13 protein-coding genes are annotated in these 16159 nt (G+C 36.9%); 5 read left to right on the forward strand and 8 right to left on the reverse strand.

Annotated features, from left to right (window positions below; all coding sequences use genetic code 11):
- Positions 1 to 4: 4 nt before the first annotated feature.
- From ruvA to metG, 7 genes are all read right to left on the reverse strand, one after another.
- Positions 5 to 586 (reverse strand): Holliday junction branch migration protein RuvA, encoded by a 582-nt coding sequence (ruvA, locus tag FEZ18_RS04680; RefSeq protein WP_153267251.1) that lies wholly within the window; start codon positions 584 to 586, stop codon positions 5 to 7.
- 103 nt (positions 587 to 689) lie between these two features.
- Positions 690 to 2969 carry an NADP-dependent malic enzyme gene (locus FEZ18_RS04685; RefSeq protein WP_153267252.1) on the reverse strand — a complete coding sequence of 760 codons (2280 nt, stop codon included), beginning with the start codon at positions 2967 to 2969 and terminating at the stop codon, positions 690 to 692.
- A gap of 161 nt (positions 2970 to 3130) precedes the next feature.
- The gene (gene queG, locus FEZ18_RS04690) at positions 3131 to 4057 is read right to left on the reverse strand and encodes a tRNA epoxyqueuosine(34) reductase QueG (protein ID WP_410505138.1); all 927 of its coding nucleotides are present in this window, start codon (positions 4055 to 4057) and stop codon (positions 3131 to 3133) included.
- A 475-nt stretch (positions 4058 to 4532) separates the two neighbouring features.
- On the reverse strand, positions 4533 to 5225 hold the full coding sequence (locus tag FEZ18_RS04695) for an OmpA family protein (RefSeq protein WP_153267253.1): 693 nt from the start codon (positions 5223 to 5225) through the stop codon (positions 4533 to 4535).
- A 35-nt stretch (positions 5226 to 5260) separates the two neighbouring features.
- Complete coding sequence (locus tag FEZ18_RS04700; protein ID WP_153267254.1) at positions 5261 to 5731, reverse strand: lipocalin family protein; 471 nt, start codon at positions 5729 to 5731, stop codon at positions 5261 to 5263.
- A 790-nt stretch (positions 5732 to 6521) separates the two neighbouring features.
- The gene (locus FEZ18_RS04705; protein WP_153267255.1) at positions 6522 to 7040 is read right to left on the reverse strand and encodes a ferritin; all 519 of its coding nucleotides are present in this window, start codon (positions 7038 to 7040) and stop codon (positions 6522 to 6524) included.
- A gap of 32 nt (positions 7041 to 7072) precedes the next feature.
- Positions 7073 to 9157: a methionine--tRNA ligase gene (gene metG / locus FEZ18_RS04710; RefSeq protein ID WP_153267256.1), complete on the reverse strand. Its 2085-nt coding sequence runs from the start codon at positions 9155 to 9157 to the stop codon at positions 7073 to 7075.
- A gap of 176 nt (positions 9158 to 9333) precedes the next feature.
- Here metG and FEZ18_RS04715 point away from each other — a divergent pair, with 176 nt between their 5' ends.
- Together FEZ18_RS04715 and FEZ18_RS04720 are read left to right on the forward strand one after the other, a co-directional pair.
- Positions 9334 to 10350 carry an LD-carboxypeptidase gene (locus tag FEZ18_RS04715; protein WP_153267257.1) on the forward strand — a complete coding sequence of 339 codons (1017 nt, stop codon included), beginning with the start codon at positions 9334 to 9336 and terminating at the stop codon, positions 10348 to 10350.
- Between the two features lie 372 nt (positions 10351 to 10722).
- Positions 10723 to 11106 carry a GreA/GreB family elongation factor gene (locus FEZ18_RS04720; RefSeq protein ID WP_153267258.1) on the forward strand — a complete coding sequence of 128 codons (384 nt, stop codon included), beginning with the start codon at positions 10723 to 10725 and terminating at the stop codon, positions 11104 to 11106.
- 71 nt (positions 11107 to 11177) lie between these two features.
- Here FEZ18_RS04720 and FEZ18_RS04725 read toward each other — a convergent pair whose 3' ends face one another.
- On the reverse strand, positions 11178 to 11948 hold the full coding sequence (locus FEZ18_RS04725) for a TerB family tellurite resistance protein (protein WP_153267259.1): 771 nt from the start codon (positions 11946 to 11948) through the stop codon (positions 11178 to 11180).
- Between the two features lie 232 nt (positions 11949 to 12180).
- Here FEZ18_RS04725 and FEZ18_RS04730 point away from each other — a divergent pair, with 232 nt between their 5' ends.
- The 3 genes from FEZ18_RS04730 (at position 12181) to FEZ18_RS04740 (ending at position 16158) form a co-directional block, all read left to right on the forward strand.
- Positions 12181 to 12591, forward strand: coding sequence for a BrxA/BrxB family bacilliredoxin (locus FEZ18_RS04730; protein ID WP_153267260.1), 411 nt, complete (start codon positions 12181 to 12183; stop codon positions 12589 to 12591).
- Positions 12592 to 12926: 335 nt separating this feature from the next.
- Positions 12927 to 15080 carry a Tex family protein gene (locus tag FEZ18_RS04735; protein ID WP_153267261.1) on the forward strand — a complete coding sequence of 718 codons (2154 nt, stop codon included), beginning with the start codon at positions 12927 to 12929 and terminating at the stop codon, positions 15078 to 15080.
- A gap of 91 nt (positions 15081 to 15171) precedes the next feature.
- Positions 15172 to 16158 carry a DMT family transporter gene (locus tag FEZ18_RS04740; RefSeq protein WP_153267262.1) on the forward strand — a complete coding sequence of 329 codons (987 nt, stop codon included), beginning with the start codon at positions 15172 to 15174 and terminating at the stop codon, positions 16156 to 16158.
- Position 16159: the final 1 nt, after the last annotated feature.

A 16159-nucleotide genomic window follows, 5' to 3' on the forward strand; every position in this document is an offset into this window, starting at 1 on the left:
TCAATTATAAATTTTTTAATGCTTGTTTTATAATGGTTTCAACATTAGCGTCGGGTTCTGCCTTTAAAATTTTCTCAACCACGCGCTCCGCTTGTTTCTTCACAAATCCAAGAACCTCTAGAGCAGATAACGCTTCGTCTTTATTTGTATTGTCTTTTGAAACGGAAACCTCGTCTATGTCGTAAATCTTTAAAATCTTGTCCTTTAATTCTATAATAACACGTTGCGCCGTTTTTGCTCCAATACCTTTTATGGACTGAATTAAGGCGACATCACCCACAGCTATACCTTCTCGAACCTGTTTTGGCGTTAACGACGATAACATGGTACGCGCTATACTGGTACCAATGCCACTAACAGAAATTAGCAATCTAAAAATTTCGCGTTCGGCTAAAGATGAAAACCCATAAAGTGTATGTGCATCTTCTTTAACTTGAAGATGGGTGTACAATTTTAAAAGTTCGCCTTCTGGAATTTGAGAATAGGTATGTAAGGAAATATTTAGCATATACCCTACACCGTTGCAATCGATAACAACATGTGTTGGGTTTTTTTCTGTGAGCTTTCCTTGAATATGTGTAATCATATTTCTTTTTTCGTTAATCACTCAAATGTAATAAATTTATCGACATTTAAGACTAACCATGATATCGAATATTAAGGCTTAAAATTAATTATTACAGGTTTTTTTACAGTTCTTTATTCTCCTTATGCTGTGCATCAATGACTGCAATCGCTGTCATGTTTACAATCTCGTCGACATTGGCTCCTAACTGTAAAATATGTACGGGCTTTCGCATACCCATCATTATGGGACCTATAGATTGCGAATCGTTCAATTCCTTGAGTAGTTTATAGGTAATATTTGCCGAATCTAAGTTTGGAAAAACAAGAGCATTTACTTTACTCCCTATTAATTTAGAAAACGGAAACTTCTCGCGAAGCATTTCTTCATTTAGAGCAAAATCTGTTTGCAATTCACCATCTACAATCATATCAGGATAATGACGATGCAAATAAGCTACTGCCTCTCGAACTTTTGATGCATTTATATGGCCCGAAGATCCAAAGTTAGAATACGATGTCATGGCCATAGCGGGTTTCATACCAAACATTTTAATGATTTGCGAGGTCATTTGTGCAATTTTAACCAAATCTTTGGCGCTTGGATCGATATTAATAGAGGTATCGCTTAGAAAAAGCGGCCCTCTTTTAGTCATCATCACATTTGTGGTTGCAATTTTTGTCGCCCCTTTTGCTAAACCAATAAGCTCTAACATGGGTTTTACTACCGTTGGATAATTTCTTGAATACCCAGAGATTAAGGCGTCGGCATCACCTTCATTAACCATCATGGCTGCAAAATAGTTGCGTTCCCTCATTAATTTCTGTGCAGAATAATAGGTTATTCCACGGCGCTTACGGCGCTCCCAATACACCTCGGCATACTTATTTTTACGCTCGGTTTCTTCATCAGATTTGGGGTCTATAATAGAGACATCAGCATTAAACTCTATCTCTTCCATTAATTGTTGAATAACATCTTTTCTACCCAGCAATATCGGATGAGCGATACCTTCTTCATAAGCTATTTGGGCCGCTTTTAGGACGGATAATTGATCTGCTTCTGCAAAAACCACACGTTTGGGGTCTAGTTTTGCTCTATTTATTAACAATCTAATCAACTTATTATCAGAGCCCATACGCTCTAACAAAGCATCCCGGTACTTGTCCCAATCGGTTATAGGTTCTTGTGCCACACCGCTTTCCATCGCAGCTTTTGCCACTGCTGGTGGTACTTCGGCAATTAAACGCGGATCGAAAGGTTTGGGAATAATATAATCTTTACCAAAGGTTAAATGTTTTTCGCTATAAGCAATATTTACTTGTTCTGGCACAGGCTCTTTTGCCAAACCAGCTAAGGCCTTAACAGCTGCCATTTTCATGGCTTCATTAATTTTTGTGGCCCGCACATCTAAAGCACCGCGGAAAATAAATGGAAACCCAAGCACATTATTTACCTGATTAGGGTGGTCGCTACGTCCAGTTGCCATGATGATGTCTTTTCGTGTTGCTAAGGCTATATTGTATTTAATTTCTGGATGCGGATTGGCCATAGCAAACACAATTGGATTTTTTGCCATACTTAAAAGCATTTCTGGCGTGACAATATCTGGCTGTGATAACCCAATAAAGACATCGGCATTCTTCATGGCCTCTTCTAAGGTATCTATTGCCTTATGTGTTGCAAATTCGGCTTTTTCTTTTGTAAGATCTGTTCTGCTATCTCTTATAACGCCTTTACTATCTAACATGACCATATTTTCACGTTTTGCCCCAAAGGCTTGATAAAGTCGAGAACAAGAAATCGCTGCTGCTCCTGCGCCGCTTATTACAATATTGGCATCTTCAATTTTCTTTCCGGCGAGCTCTAAGGCATTAATTAAAGCCGCCGCAGATATTATGGCAGTACCATGCTGATCGTCGTGCATCACAGGGATATCCAACTCTTCTTTTAAGCGACGCTCTATTTCAAAAGCTTCTGGCGCTTTAATATCCTCTAAATTAATACCACCAAAAGTGGGTGCGATATTTTTTACAGTTTGTATAAATTCTTCAACATTTTCAGTATTCACCTCAATATCAAACACATTAATATCTGCGAAAATTTTAAACAGCAAGCCTTTTCCTTCCATAACGGGCTTGGAGGCTTCGGGGCCAATATTACCAAGACCTAAAACGGCTGTTCCGTTAGAAATCACAGCAACTAAATTGCCTTTGGCCGTGTATTTATAAGCCAAGTTTTTATCTTTTTCAATCTCTAAGCAAGGTGCTGCAACACCAGGCGAATAGGCTAAAGATAAATCTCTTTGACTGGCATATTTTTTTGTTGGAATAACTTCTATTTTTCCGGGTGTTGGTTTTGCGTGGTATAAAAGGGCTTCTATTCGTTTTCTTTCTTCGCTCATTGGAGTTAAATTTAGGTGCTCGTTGTGCTCTAAACTCTAGTGTAAGTTAAAGAAAAGCACATTTGGTTTTGCGTGCATAATATTAATAACCATCTGTTAAGACACACTTAAAAGACTGTTTATTTTCAACTCACAAATATAACAATCCTAAAACGAAACAACTACTCTTTTAAAAAATTGATATTTCTTTTTAGTCCAGAATACTTTGTGCGTTTTACCGGAGATTTTTTAAATATTTTTTTGAAGGTATCCTCTGTAATCTCTTCCCAGTCTTTTTTTGTCATTGAAAGTAATTCCGGATGCGAATTGAATAAAGGTTCGTTATGTGTTTTTGAAAAACGGTTCCAGGGGCAGACATCTTGACACACGTCGCAACCAAACATCCAGTCGTCCATTTTACCTTTAAACTCCGATGGAATATTTTCTTTTAACTCAATTGTGAGATACGAAATACATTTACTACCATCCACAACAAAGGGCTCGGTTATAGCCTGTGTTGGGCAAGCATCAATACAAGCCGTACAGCTGCCGCAATGATTGGTTGTAGGCAAATCGTAATCCAACTCTAAATCGATAATAAGCTCGGCTATAAAATAAAAAGACCCGACACGTTGCGTTAATAAATTGCTGTGTTTCCCAATCCAACCCAAACCCGATTTTGCTGCCCAGGCCTTATCTAAAACGGGAGCAGAATCGACAAAGGCCCTTCCCTCAACCTCGCCTATTTCTTCCTGAATAAAACTTAAAAGTGCTTTAAGCTTGTCTTTAATAACAAAGTGATAGTCTGTACCATAAGCGTATTTAGACAGCTTATAACTGTCTTTAGTTTGTTGTTCTACCGGATAGTAGTTTAGCAGTAAAGACACTACAGATTTTGAGCCTTCAACCAATTTTGTAGGATCTAAACGCTTATCAAAATGATTTTCCATGTACTGCATTTCTCCGTTCATGTTCTTGTTTAACCAAGCCTCTAAACGCGGTGCCTCCTCTTCTAAAAATGCAGCTTTACTTATGCCACAAGACAAAAACCCAAGCCGTTTAGCTTCGGTTTTAATCAGTTTTGTATAATTGGATTTAGAGGATATCACAGGGTATAAAAGTACTGCTTTAGAGCTAGAAAAATAAATTTAAGCGATAAATAACCATAGTCCATGTTAAAGAATACAGGATTTCTATGTTTTGCAACACCTATAAACATAATAACACCAAATAAACCATGTCATGTTGCCTATAATTCGTTTACTCACATTTTTCTATTTTATAAATAGGTGTTCATGATGTGCCTCGCAGTTCTTTTTCGTCGAAAATTTCAATATTAAACCATAACTTTGGCTAAGCTTTGATTTTAGCTCACGCCCATATTATAGTAAAATAACGAGTTCGTGAACCTTCGATTTCTATCTCAGCTGAACAAAAACAATTGAAATTAACCATACGCCATTTCAAAATTAAATTGGTGTCGATCTTTAAAACGTTCTAAAAAGTGGTTTTAACTCTGTTTAACAAAAAAAGACTGCCTTTTCAGACAGCCTCTTTTTTGTAATAATAACATTTAGTAAGCAATTAATTGCTGGCCTCTTTTTTAGCTTGTTCAATCATTTTCTCATTAGGCAAAATCGCTATATTAACTCGTCTGTTTTTTGCTCGCCCCTCTACCGTATTATTATCGTACTTCGGTTGCTCTTCACCAAACCAATTTGTGGTTAATCGACCAGAGCTAATGCCATTATTTTTTAAATAATTAGTTACAGAGTAGGCTCTATTTTTAGAAAGTGTCATGTTATAATCTGCATTTCCAGTACTATCGGTATGCCCTACAATCAAAATATTAGTGTCTGGATATTCCCTAAAAACACTTATTAATTTATTTAGTGTTTGTTGAGAAGCTGCGTTAATATTATATTTATTTGTCGCAAAATAAACTCCACTGGTTTCATCGAAAGTCACCACAATACCATCATCTACACGCTCCACCTCGGCTCCTGGGATTTCTTGCTCTATTTTTTCGGCTTGTTTGTCCATTTTATTGCCTATAAGTACGCCTGCGGTACCACCAACAACTCCGCCAATTACAGCACCTAGCTCGCCATTACCACCTTTACCAACATTATTTCCAATAATAGCTCCTAAAACGGCACCTCCAGCGGCACCTATAACACCACCTTTTTGTTTATTATTTGCATTTTGTACGGCCTTACAATTTACTAATCCGATAGATAGTAAGCCAGTTAATAATAAAATTTGAATTCTTTTCATTTGTATAAAATTTTTTATTTGTTAAAAACGAATACTTATTGCTTTGTAAAATTCATAGTAATTACAAAAGGCGTGCCATTTAAACTAACGGTTTGCTGCCATTGCATGGCAACATCAGAAAGCGCCGCTAATTTAAACCGAAACCCTTGATTGGTTTCAGACTTCCCTTTTGGATTAGTTGGTTTTAGTAGGAAATCGTATAACCCCGTGCTTTCGTCGATTTCTTGAATGGTGAAAATGAAATGTCGCACCTCATCGCTACAGCTTCCATTTGTTAAGGTGTAAGTCCCCGTGCTATTATTGGGTATAAATTGCCATTTACTGTATTCAAAACAAGCTTTTGAGGCATCATTTAGCAAAGTTACATTATAGGTTCCTGCTTGACTGTAATCTATTGAACTTAAAACCCAATTTCCTTTAATTACTTTTTTTGATTCTTTTACGGTTTTTGAAACCCCGCAGGACATTAAACTCACTGTAAATAAAAATAAAATGATTCGTTTCATGCTTTTTAATACTTTATTGGTTAATACCAAATTAACCATGTCATGTCGCCTATAATTCGTTTACTCACATCTTTCTATTTTATAAATAGGTGTTCATGATGTGCTTCGCAGTTTTTTTTCCACCTTATTTCGGTTTAAAATCAAATCATAACTTTGGCTACGCTTTGATTTTAGCTCACGCCCATATTGTAGTAAAATAACGAGTTCGTGAATCTGCGATTTCTATCTCAACTGGACAAAAAATAATTCAAATTAACCATACGACATTTCAAAATTAAATTGGTGTAATTGTTTATTACTATAGCTATATACGAACTCCCTTAGGTTGTAGATGTTTCTATATTTTCTTGATAGCCTTATTAAAATTTATAAGATTTACAGTAAAAACACTATTCAATCCAGTGGACTCGTATTAATTGTTTGGATTGCCTAAGAAAAGGTTTTAAAAAATAAGACTAAGAACACACCCCCATATTATAATCTAAAAATCCTGCTTTGATTAATTGACCAAAGTAGGATTTATAATTTCAAAATCATGTTTTGCCATATTGGCTTAAGCTACTTTTTTAAGCAAATCGAAACAAGGGCATTTTTTACAACGCTTGTTTTCAGATTTTTTATATTTTTTACAGCAACTGGATTTAACTTTTTCTGGAAGTATAACACCAAGTTTTTGTAATTTTTTTAAAGCTTTTTTCTTCTTCTTTTTACCCAACGCTCAACATATGAAATGAATATGAGCGTAAAAATAATTTATTTTTATTAATTCTAAATAAGAATAAATGTTAAATTATGCATTAGGGTCGATAGCCGTCGTGGTCACTGTTAAATTTTGAATGTCCCTGTCGAATAAATACAAGCCGCCTTTATCGTCTCCAATCATATTTATTTTATCCAAAATATTTCTGGCGACTGCCTCTTCTTCAATTTGCTCGGCCACATACCATTGTAAAAAATTATGTGTCGCATAATCTCTTTCCTCTAAGCTAATATGCACCAGCTCATTAATACTTTGAGAGACAAAGATTTCGTGCTCTAATAATTTTTCAAACATTTCTTTAAACGAACCAAAAGTAACATTTGGGGCTTTTAGCTCAGATACTTTGGCATGACCACCACGTTCGTTAATGAATTTGATAAGTTTTAACATGTGTTCGCGTTCCTCATCAGATTGTGCATACATAAAATTAGCAACGCCTTCTAATCCTTTTACCTCGGCCCAACATGCCATAGCGAGATAGATTTGAGATGATTCGGCTTCAATTCTAACTTGGCTATTTAAGGAGGCTTCTATTGTTTTTGATAACATAATATAAAATTTCTTATAAAGTTAACAAATACCTAACTCACTTGCAACCCATTAGCAACATTAGCATCATCTGGATTTATAAATACCAGTTTACCATCGGGTGTTTCGGTCATTAAAATCATACCCTGACTTTCAACACCACGCAGGGCTCTAGGTGCTAAATTCACTAAAACGCTTACACGCTTACCCACCACTTCTTCGGCAGTAAAGCTTTCTGCAATTCCAGACACGATGGTACGCACATCAAGACCCGTATCGACCTTTAGTTTTAATAATTTTTTTGTTTTCGGCATTTTCTCGGCCTCCAATATCGTTCCTACTCGAATATCTAATTTGGTAAAATCATCGAAAGAAATCTGGTCTTTTTCTGGCTCTACTTTGGCGTTTGCCATTTCATTGGCTTTTTTACTCGCTATTAATTTATCTAATTGCTTTTGAATGGTGGCATCTTCAATTTTAGAAAACAACAACTCGGCTTTTCCTATTTGATGATTTGTAGGAAGTAAAACATCTTTTGAAGACACATCGTTCCAGCTGTTCTTAATACCTTTATCCTGAGAAGCTTCATTCAAACTCATATTTAGCATGTTTTTCAACTTATTGGACGTAAACGGTAAAAAAGGCTCACTTAATATGGCTAAAGCCGATGCTATTTGAAGCGCCACATACATAATCGTTTTTGTGCGTTCTTCATCCACTTTAATAACCTTCCAAGGTTCTTCATCGGCTAAATATTTATTCCCTAAACGTGCTAAATTCATGAGTTCTTGCCCGGCTTCTCTAAATCGGTAACGCTCTATAGAGCTAGCAATAACCTCTGGATAAGCCTTTATGGCCGCCAAAGTCTCTTGATCTACTTGAGAAAAATCGCTTGGCGTGGGAACAACCCCATTATAATACTTATTGGTTAGCACGACCACACGATTAATAAAATTACCAAATATGGCCACTAACTCGTTGTTATTACGCGCTTGAAAATCTTTCCAAGTAAAATCGTTATCTTTTGTTTCGGGTGCATTGGCTGTTAAAACATAACGTAAAACATCTTGCTGATTTGGAAAATCTTTCAAATATTCTGGTAACCAAACCGCCCAGTTTTTAGAGGTTGACAATTTATGGCCTTCCAAGTTTAAAAACTCATTTGCAGGCACATTATCAGGTAGAATGTATGAGCCTTCACTTTTTAACATCGCTGGAAAAATAATACAGTGAAACACAATATTATCTTTACCAATAAAATGCACTAATTTAGTGTCTTTATCTTTCCAATAAGGCTCCCAGTCTTGGCCTTCTCGTGCTGCCCATTCTTTTGTAGAAGATATGTAACCAATTGGGGCATCAAACCACACATACAATACCTTGCCTTCGCCGCCTTCGGCTGGTACCGGAATACCCCAATCTAAATCTCGGGTTACGGCACGAGGGCGTAAACCATCGTCAATCCAAGACTTACATTGCCCGTAAACATTGGGTTTCCAATCTTTTTTATGACCTTCTAAAATCCACTCCTTTAAAAAATCTTCGTGTTTATCTAATGGTAAAAACCAGTGTTTTGTTTGTTTTAAAGTAGGTACATTTCCGGTGATTGCCGATTTAGGATTTATTAAATCGGTGGCATTATGACTTGTACCACAGTTTTCGCATTGATCGCCATAACTTTCTTCGTTTCCACATTTTGGGCAAGTACCCACAACAAAACGATCGGCTAAAAATTGATTTGCGGCTTCATCAAATAATTGTTCGGTGGTTTCTTCAATAAATTCACCTTTGTTATTTAAGGTTGTAAAAAACTCTGAAGCCGTTTCGTGATGAATTTTAGCCGAAGTACGTGAGTAATTATCAAATGAAATTCCAAACGCTTCAAAAGAATCTTTAATTATCGCATGATATTTATCAACAATATCTTGTGGCGACACCCCCTCGTTTTTGGCCTTTATCGTTATGGGCACACCATGCTCGTCGCTTCCACAAATAAAAAGCACATCGCTTCCTTTTAAACGTAAATAACGTGCATAAATATCTGCTGGCACATATACCCCTGCCAAGTGGCCAATATGAATAGGGCCATTTGTATAAGGTAGTGCCGCAGTTATGGTGTGTCTTTTTGGTTGATTCATGGTAATATTTAAATTTTAATTGTTAAGGCGAAGCAGGTGTAAGACTGAGGACATCTCAAGTGTATGAGATCAATACAAACAGATTCCCACGCTTCGCTTGTCGTGACGCATCATTTTTCGAGCCGTAAAAGTACACATTTTGCGCCCTATTTAGAAAAAAAATGTACATTTACCTTATGATGAAAAATATTTTACTTGTAGTTTTAACTTATGTTGTGTTTTTATTTGGCTCACAAACCATTTCTGCCCAAAACACAGCGTCCTATAACACCAATAATTTGGTTCAACCGCCCTATTTAAAAGTTGGTGACACCGTTGCTATTGTCGCACCTTCTGGTATTTTAAAAAACAAAACTAAAGAAATGCAAAGCACCAAAAATCTGCTTAAAAGCTGGGGTTTACATATTGTTATGGGCGATCATGTTTACAATCAAAACAATCATTTTGCTGGGACAGATGATGAGCGTTGTGAAGATTTCCAAAAGGCTTTAGACAGTCCTTCCATAAGTGCCATTTTGTGTGCTCGTGGTGGTTACGGTACCGTACGCATTTTGGACAAACTCGATTATACCAAGTTTAGAGAACATCCTAAATGGCTTATTGGATTTTCAGATATTACGGCTTTACACAACCAATTTCATAACGAAGGTTTTGAGAGCCTGCACGCTATGATGGCCACCAGCATGATAGAAGACACCGAAGCTATTAAAGAAACCATTGCCACATTTAAAGACGCCATTTTTGGTAAGCCCTTGCAATATCGTTTAAAAGGCTCTCCTTATAATCGCGTTGGTGCGAGCTCTGGACAGCTGGTAGGCGGAAATCTTACCTTACTGCACACCATGCTAGGCTCTAACACGAGTATTGATGTTTCGGGTAAAATCCTTTTTATTGAAGAAGTTGGAGAACACAAATACCATATAGACCGCATGCTACAAAGTTTAAAACGGGCCGGATATTTTGAGAACTGTAAAGGCCTTATAGTTGGAGATATTAATAAAGTTCGTAAAAACACAACGCCTTGGGGCAGCTCTATGCAACAACTTATTTTAGATGCCTTAGCAGAATACAACTTTCCCATTGCGTTTAATATGCCTGCGGGTCATGAAGACGATAATCGCGCTTTAATTTTAGGGCGAACGGTTCAACTTACGGTGGAAAAAGAAAAAACCACATTGGTTTTTCAAAAATAATGTGGTTCACACTCAAAAAAAGAACACCCATTGTAAATGTCGAATATAAAGGCTAGCTTTGTGGCTTATAGTTATTTAATAAATATGGCAACAACTTATTTTATAAAAAAAATAAACTTCCGTTTAGGGAGCTCAGTGTCGTTATCTTATTTACTAGATGATATTTTCTTAAAAGACTCTAAGGAGTTTATTTTTTAAACCCTGCTAAACTTCAAAGCAGGGCTACCTAACACTTTTAAATTCATTTTTTAACCACGACCGTCTTTAACGAGAGGGCTTTGGGACTTAAGCTTACGCCATTTATTACCGCGTTTAAAGGTTTGAGTTGAACACGAAGCGCTTTAAAAAGAAGGTTTTAAAAACAACATTATTATGTCTGAACAAATCATTGTCACAACAGGAATTTACGATATGATCAAAGATCACGTAAGAAGAAAGAAGGTAACCAAACAAGAAGAAGCGCTTTTATTAGAAGAACTAAAAAGGGCACAACAAGTACTGCGTAAAGATTTACCAGAAGATGTGGTTACCGTAAACCGCAAGGTAAAAATTATGGACCATACAGCCAATAAAGAAGTAGAGTACACTTTTGTTTCAACCGATAAAAAGAATAACAAAAAAGGTAGACACTCTATTTTAAGCGACGTTGCTGTGGCTACCGTAGGACGAAAGGTTGGCGATGTTATAAATTGGCCTTTTGAGAGTGGCGAAAGAAAAATTGAAATATTAGAAGTTAAACCTGTAGCGCAAGCTTAATATTTTGCAGCTCTAACTCTCACAAAACGCCTTAACACAAACAAGTTAAGGCGTTTTTTTTTAGATAAAAGTTAGAAACCACGCTCTTTTTGCAACTGCTCGTAAGCTGCTTGCACACTTCTAAATTTCTCTTCGGCACCATTTCTGTGCTCTTCGCCCAAGTGTATCACGCGATCGGGGTGATATTTTTTAGCCATTTTACGGTAGGCTTTTTTAATATCGGCATTGCTAGCATTTTTATCGATCTCTAGAATTTTATAAGCGTTTTCGCGCTTGTTGTAGAACATCGCTTTAATGCTCTGATAATCTCGCGTACTAATACCCAAATACCCAGCAATGGTGCTAATTTGTCTTTCTTCGCTATCGTTTACAAAACCATCGGCTTTGGCTATACCAAAAAGAAAATGTAAGAGTTGCAAACGTGATGGATGATCCATCATCTGCCTAATTTGCAAGCATACTTGACGCGTTGGAATAACCTGCTTGTTTATATTTCTAAATAATTTAAACGCATGATTGGCGCGCTCTTTCCCGTACATGTTTAAAAACTGGTTACGTACAAAATCTAACTCGCGCTGGTCTTGTTTACCATCGGCTTTAATAACTATAGAAGCTAGAATGAGCAAACTCACTTCAAAATCACCAGATTGTGTTTGCGGCCGCTGTCGCGTTTGGGTTCTGTACGTGCTACCGCCTTGCGATCTGCCTTGACCAAGAAACGGGTTAGCGTCACTGCCAGCCACAGCATCAAGCACTCCACCTAAGGCTAAACCAATTATCGCCCCTATTGGTCCGCCAAACGACCAACCCAAAGCAGCACCTATCCATTTTGAATAACTCATTTATTTTTGTTTTAAGACTGCAAATATACTATTGTTAGTTCGTTTTTTGTAATTTAGTTCGTATCGCCTTGCGTTAAGGATAGCAGTGGCATCCTTTTGCTTTTTTGCAAAAGATATAACGGATAGCCTGACCTTATTACGCCATAAGCGTATTAAGGGAACGCCCTAATACGAGTTATTCATTTTTTGATTAACTTTGCACATATTAACTAAAAAAATAAAAAATTAAGATATGTATCCAGCAGAATTAGTAAAACCCATGCGAGAAGATTTGACGAAAGTTGGTTTTGAAGAGTTACAAACTGCACAAGCAGTAGATGCTGCCTTAGCAAAAGCGGGCACAACTTTATTGGTTGTAAACTCAGTTTGTGGTTGTGCAGCCGCAAATGCACGCCCAGGTGCAGCCATGAGCTTACAAAACGATAAGCGCCCTACACATATTACCACTGTTTTTGCAGGTGTAGATAAAGAGGCTGTTGAAAAAGCTAGAGAACACATGGTGCCATTTCCGCCAAGCTCACCGTGCATTGCTTTATTTAAAGATGGTGAATTGGTGCATGTTTTAGAGCGTCACCATATTGAAGGCAGACCGGCAGAATTAATTGCCGACAACCTTATTGATGCCTATAACGAGCATTGCTAAGCCACAGAACAACACTTAAGTCGCTTTTATTTTAATTAATAAACGGGCTGTTTGTACATGACACAAAAATTTTAAATAAAAACGCACATATTCATTATGTTGCAGTTTGCACATTATACAGACCTAACAGTTTCAAAAACCTGTTAGGCCTTGGTTAACCTGAGAATTCCATGCAGGTTATTTTTCAAATTTAATTTTTGTCATGTACTAAAAAATGGTGTTTAAGTATTAGTGACATAGAAAACCTGTTTAGTTTTAAAACTTGGCAGGTTTTTTTTATGACATTAGCTCTTAAATTATTTAGATTTGATTAAAATTTAGATTCTAAAATTACAATGATAGACTTCATAACTCAACACACTAAACTAGCAGAAACCTCTGTAAAAAACACCATTCAATTACTTGAAGAAGATTGCACCATCCCTTTTATATCGCGTTATCGCAAAGAACGCACTGGCGGTTTAGATGAAGTTCAAATTGAAGCTATCGTAACATATAAGGAACAGTTTGAAGCCTTAATAAAACGGAAAACTGCCATTTTAAAGGCGCTTGAAGACCAAGAAGTTTTAACTGAAGAATTAAGACAAAAAATTGAAGCGGCTCAAGATTTAATCACGCTTGAAGATGTATACTTGCCCTTTAAAAAAAGCCGTAAAACCAAAGCTGAAAAAGCGCGACAAAATGGCTTGGAGCCGCTTGCTAAAATCATCATGTCGCAAAACACCAATACTATTGAGTCTATTGCTTTTCAATATGTAAAAGGCGAAATAGCTTCTATAAACGATGCTTTAGAAGGTGCGCGGCACATTATTGCCGAATGGGTAAATGAGCGTATTACTATTCGGAATCACATCCGTCGTCAATTAGAGCGCTTTGCTATGATTTCAACCAAAGTCGTAAAAACAAAAATTGAAGACGACAAGGCTCAGAAATTTAGAGATTATTTTGACTGGGAAGAATCGCTAAACAGAATTCCTTCACACCGCTTGCTAGCCATTTTAAGAGCCGAATCGGAAGGTTTTATTCGTGTAAAAATTAATATAGATAACACACGTGCTTTAGCGCATATAGAAAACCAAATCATAAAAAGTGATAACGCTTGCGCACCATGCCCGCCAGCAGGCAGGGAACACATTAAAACTGCCATCCAAGATGCTTATAAGCGACTATTATTACCATCGTTAAGCAACGAAGCTCTTCAAAAAGCTAAAGAAAAGGCCGACGAGGCTGCTATAAGTGTTTTCGCTAAAAACCTAAAACAATTATTGTTGGGCGCACCCCTAGGTGAAAAACGGGTTTTGGCCATCGACCCCGGTTTTAGAACCGGCTGCAAAGTGGTCTGTTTAGATGCTCAAGGTCAATTAAAATACAACGAAACCATTTATCCGCATGCGCCAAAAAACGATAGTATTGGCGCCATGAAAAAAATTAGTTCGCTTTGTGACGCTTATAAAATTGAAGCGATTGCTATTGGAAATGGCACGGCTTCGCGAGAAACAGAGGCTTTAATTAGAAAAATTAGGTTTAAAAACGAGATTCAAGTCTTTGTCGTTAGCGAAGCTGGGGCGAGTATTTATTCGGCTTCAAAAATAGCTAGAGAAGAATTTCGTAATTACGATGTTACGGTTCGTGGCGCAGTATCTATAGGTAGACGCTTACAAGACCCGTTGGCAGAACTGGTTAAAATTGATGCTAAATCTATTGGGGTTGGGCAATACCAGCATGATGTAGACCAAAACAAACTACAAAAAGCTTTAGATATGGTGGTTGAAAATTGTGTAAACGCCGTTGGTGTCAATATTAATACCGCAAGTAAACCCTTGTTAAGTTATGTGTCTGGTATTGGCCCGAAGCTCGCTGAAAACATTTTTAAATACCGCCATGAGCACGGTATTTTCACCTCAAGGAAAGACATTAAAAACGTACCGCGCTTAGGGGCAAAAGCTTTCGAACAAGGGGCGGGTTTTTTACGAATTAAAAATGCCGAAAATCCACTAGACGATTCGGCTGTGCACCCTGAAAGCTATGCCATTGTAACCAAAATGGCAAAAGACTTAGGCAAAAACGTCGATCAATTAATAGGAAACCCAGAGCTTCTCGAGAAATTAGACTTAAAAAAATACTGTACAGATTTGGTGGGCTTACCTACCCTGCAAGATATTGTTAAGGAATTGGAAAAACCTGGTTTAGATATCCGTGAGCAAGCCAAGGTATTTACTTTTAATCAAAACATAAAAACCATTAACGATTTACAAGAAGGACAACTACTCCCTGGTATTGTAAATAATATTACCAATTTTGGATGTTTTGTAGATGTAGGTATTAAAGAAAGTGGCTTAATACACGTGTCTAATTTATCGGATGCATTTGTGAAAGACGTTAATGAGCATGTTAGTTTACACCAACAAATTATTGTAAAAGTGTTAGAGGTTGATGTTCCGCGAAAGCGTATTCAGTTAAAATTACACCATCCCAACAAATTAGGATAATATATTATCATAAATGGCTAATTTACTCACATAAAAATCTTATCGAGGTATTTAGTTTTGCTGGCTTATTGCAACCTTTAAAACCACTGCTGTGAAGAAAGCAAGAATAGCACTCGTAATAGGCGTATTTTGTATCGCCGTATTTCCTATATTAGTTAAGCTCAACTTAACTCCAGGGGTAGTTTCTGCCTTTTACCGAATGTTTTTCTCACTAATATTATTATTGCCATATGTTCTAATTACGAGAAAACTCAAAATTCCAGATTTAAAAACCACAGCCTTGGCATTACTTTGTGGTGTCATTTTTGGTAGCGATATTGCAGTCTGGAACATTGCCATTCAAGGCTCTACAGCTACACAAGCATCGTTATTAACCAACCTATCTCCTATTTGGGTAGGTATTTTAGCTCTTCTATTCTTAAAAGACAAACCAAAAACTAATTTTTGGATAGGTACACTAGTCGCTGTTTTGGGCATGGTTTTATTTGTTGGATTTTCGGTATTTAAAAATTTAGATTTCGATAAGGCTTTTGTTTTTGGCATCCTGTCTGGTGCGATCTACTCATTTTACATGTTACTTAGCAAGCATGTTTTAAAAAGCATGGATATTATTTCTTTTATTACCATCACTCTCATAGCGTCTTCTGTATATTTAGGTATTTTAAGCTACGCCATTAACGAACCTTTTTATGGCTTTTCTAATACGGGTTGGTTGGTGTTAGTTATACAAGCGGTAGTTTGTCAGCTTGCCGCCTGGCTGCTTATTAGCTACGCCACCAAACATATGCGGGCTACAAGAGTATCTGTAAGTCTTTTGGCTCAAGGTATTTTGGCTTCTATTTTTGCTTGGCTGTTTATAGGGGAAACTGTTACCTTGCAAATGGTAGCTGGAGGTATACTTTTATTAATAGGAATTGGGATAACTTTTATAAACAAGCAGTTAATCAGTATCCCGAAGCTAAAAAGAACGACCTTTAACCACTGTAAACCTGAAGAAAGGAACAGAAAACTACGTAATTTCTATCCTTTTAAACCAAGTTTAATACGAATATCAAACAAAAAAAATGCAAGCTTTTAAG

It is taken from the genome of Oceanihabitans sp. IOP_32 (assembly GCF_009498295.1).
Taxonomy (GTDB): domain Bacteria; phylum Bacteroidota; class Bacteroidia; order Flavobacteriales; family Flavobacteriaceae; genus Wocania; species Wocania indica.

Bases quoted from the DNA above. Each gene is read 5' to 3' on its own strand.
- FEZ18_RS04700 (WP_153267254.1), bottom strand. From the start codon at position 5,731: ATGAAACGAATCATTTTATTTTTATTTACAGTGAGTTTAATGTCCTGC.
- FEZ18_RS04715 (WP_153267257.1), top strand. From the start codon at position 9,334: ATGATGAAAAATATTTTACTTGTAGTTTTAACTTATGTTGTGTTTTTA.
- FEZ18_RS04685 (WP_153267252.1), bottom strand. From the start codon at position 2,969: ATGAGCGAAGAAAGAAAACGAATAGAAGCCCTTTTATACCACGCAAAA.
- FEZ18_RS04725 (WP_153267259.1), bottom strand. From the start codon at position 11,948: ATGAGTTATTCAAAATGGATAGGTGCTGCTTTGGGTTGGTCGTTTGGC.
- FEZ18_RS04695 (WP_153267253.1), bottom strand. From the start codon at position 5,225: ATGAAAAGAATTCAAATTTTATTATTAACTGGCTTACTATCTATCGGA.
- FEZ18_RS04720 (WP_153267258.1), top strand. From the start codon at position 10,723: ATGTCTGAACAAATCATTGTCACAACAGGAATTTACGATATGATCAAA.
- FEZ18_RS04735 (WP_153267261.1), top strand. From the start codon at position 12,927: ATGATAGACTTCATAACTCAACACACTAAACTAGCAGAAACCTCTGTA.
- metG (WP_153267256.1), bottom strand. From the start codon at position 9,157: ATGAATCAACCAAAAAGACACACCATAACTGCGGCACTACCTTATACA.
- ruvA (WP_153267251.1), bottom strand. From the start codon at position 586: ATGATTACACATATTCAAGGAAAGCTCACAGAAAAAAACCCAACACAT.
- FEZ18_RS04730 (WP_153267260.1), top strand. From the start codon at position 12,181: ATGTATCCAGCAGAATTAGTAAAACCCATGCGAGAAGATTTGACGAAA.
- FEZ18_RS04705 (WP_153267255.1), bottom strand. From the start codon at position 7,040: ATGTTATCAAAAACAATAGAAGCCTCCTTAAATAGCCAAGTTAGAATT.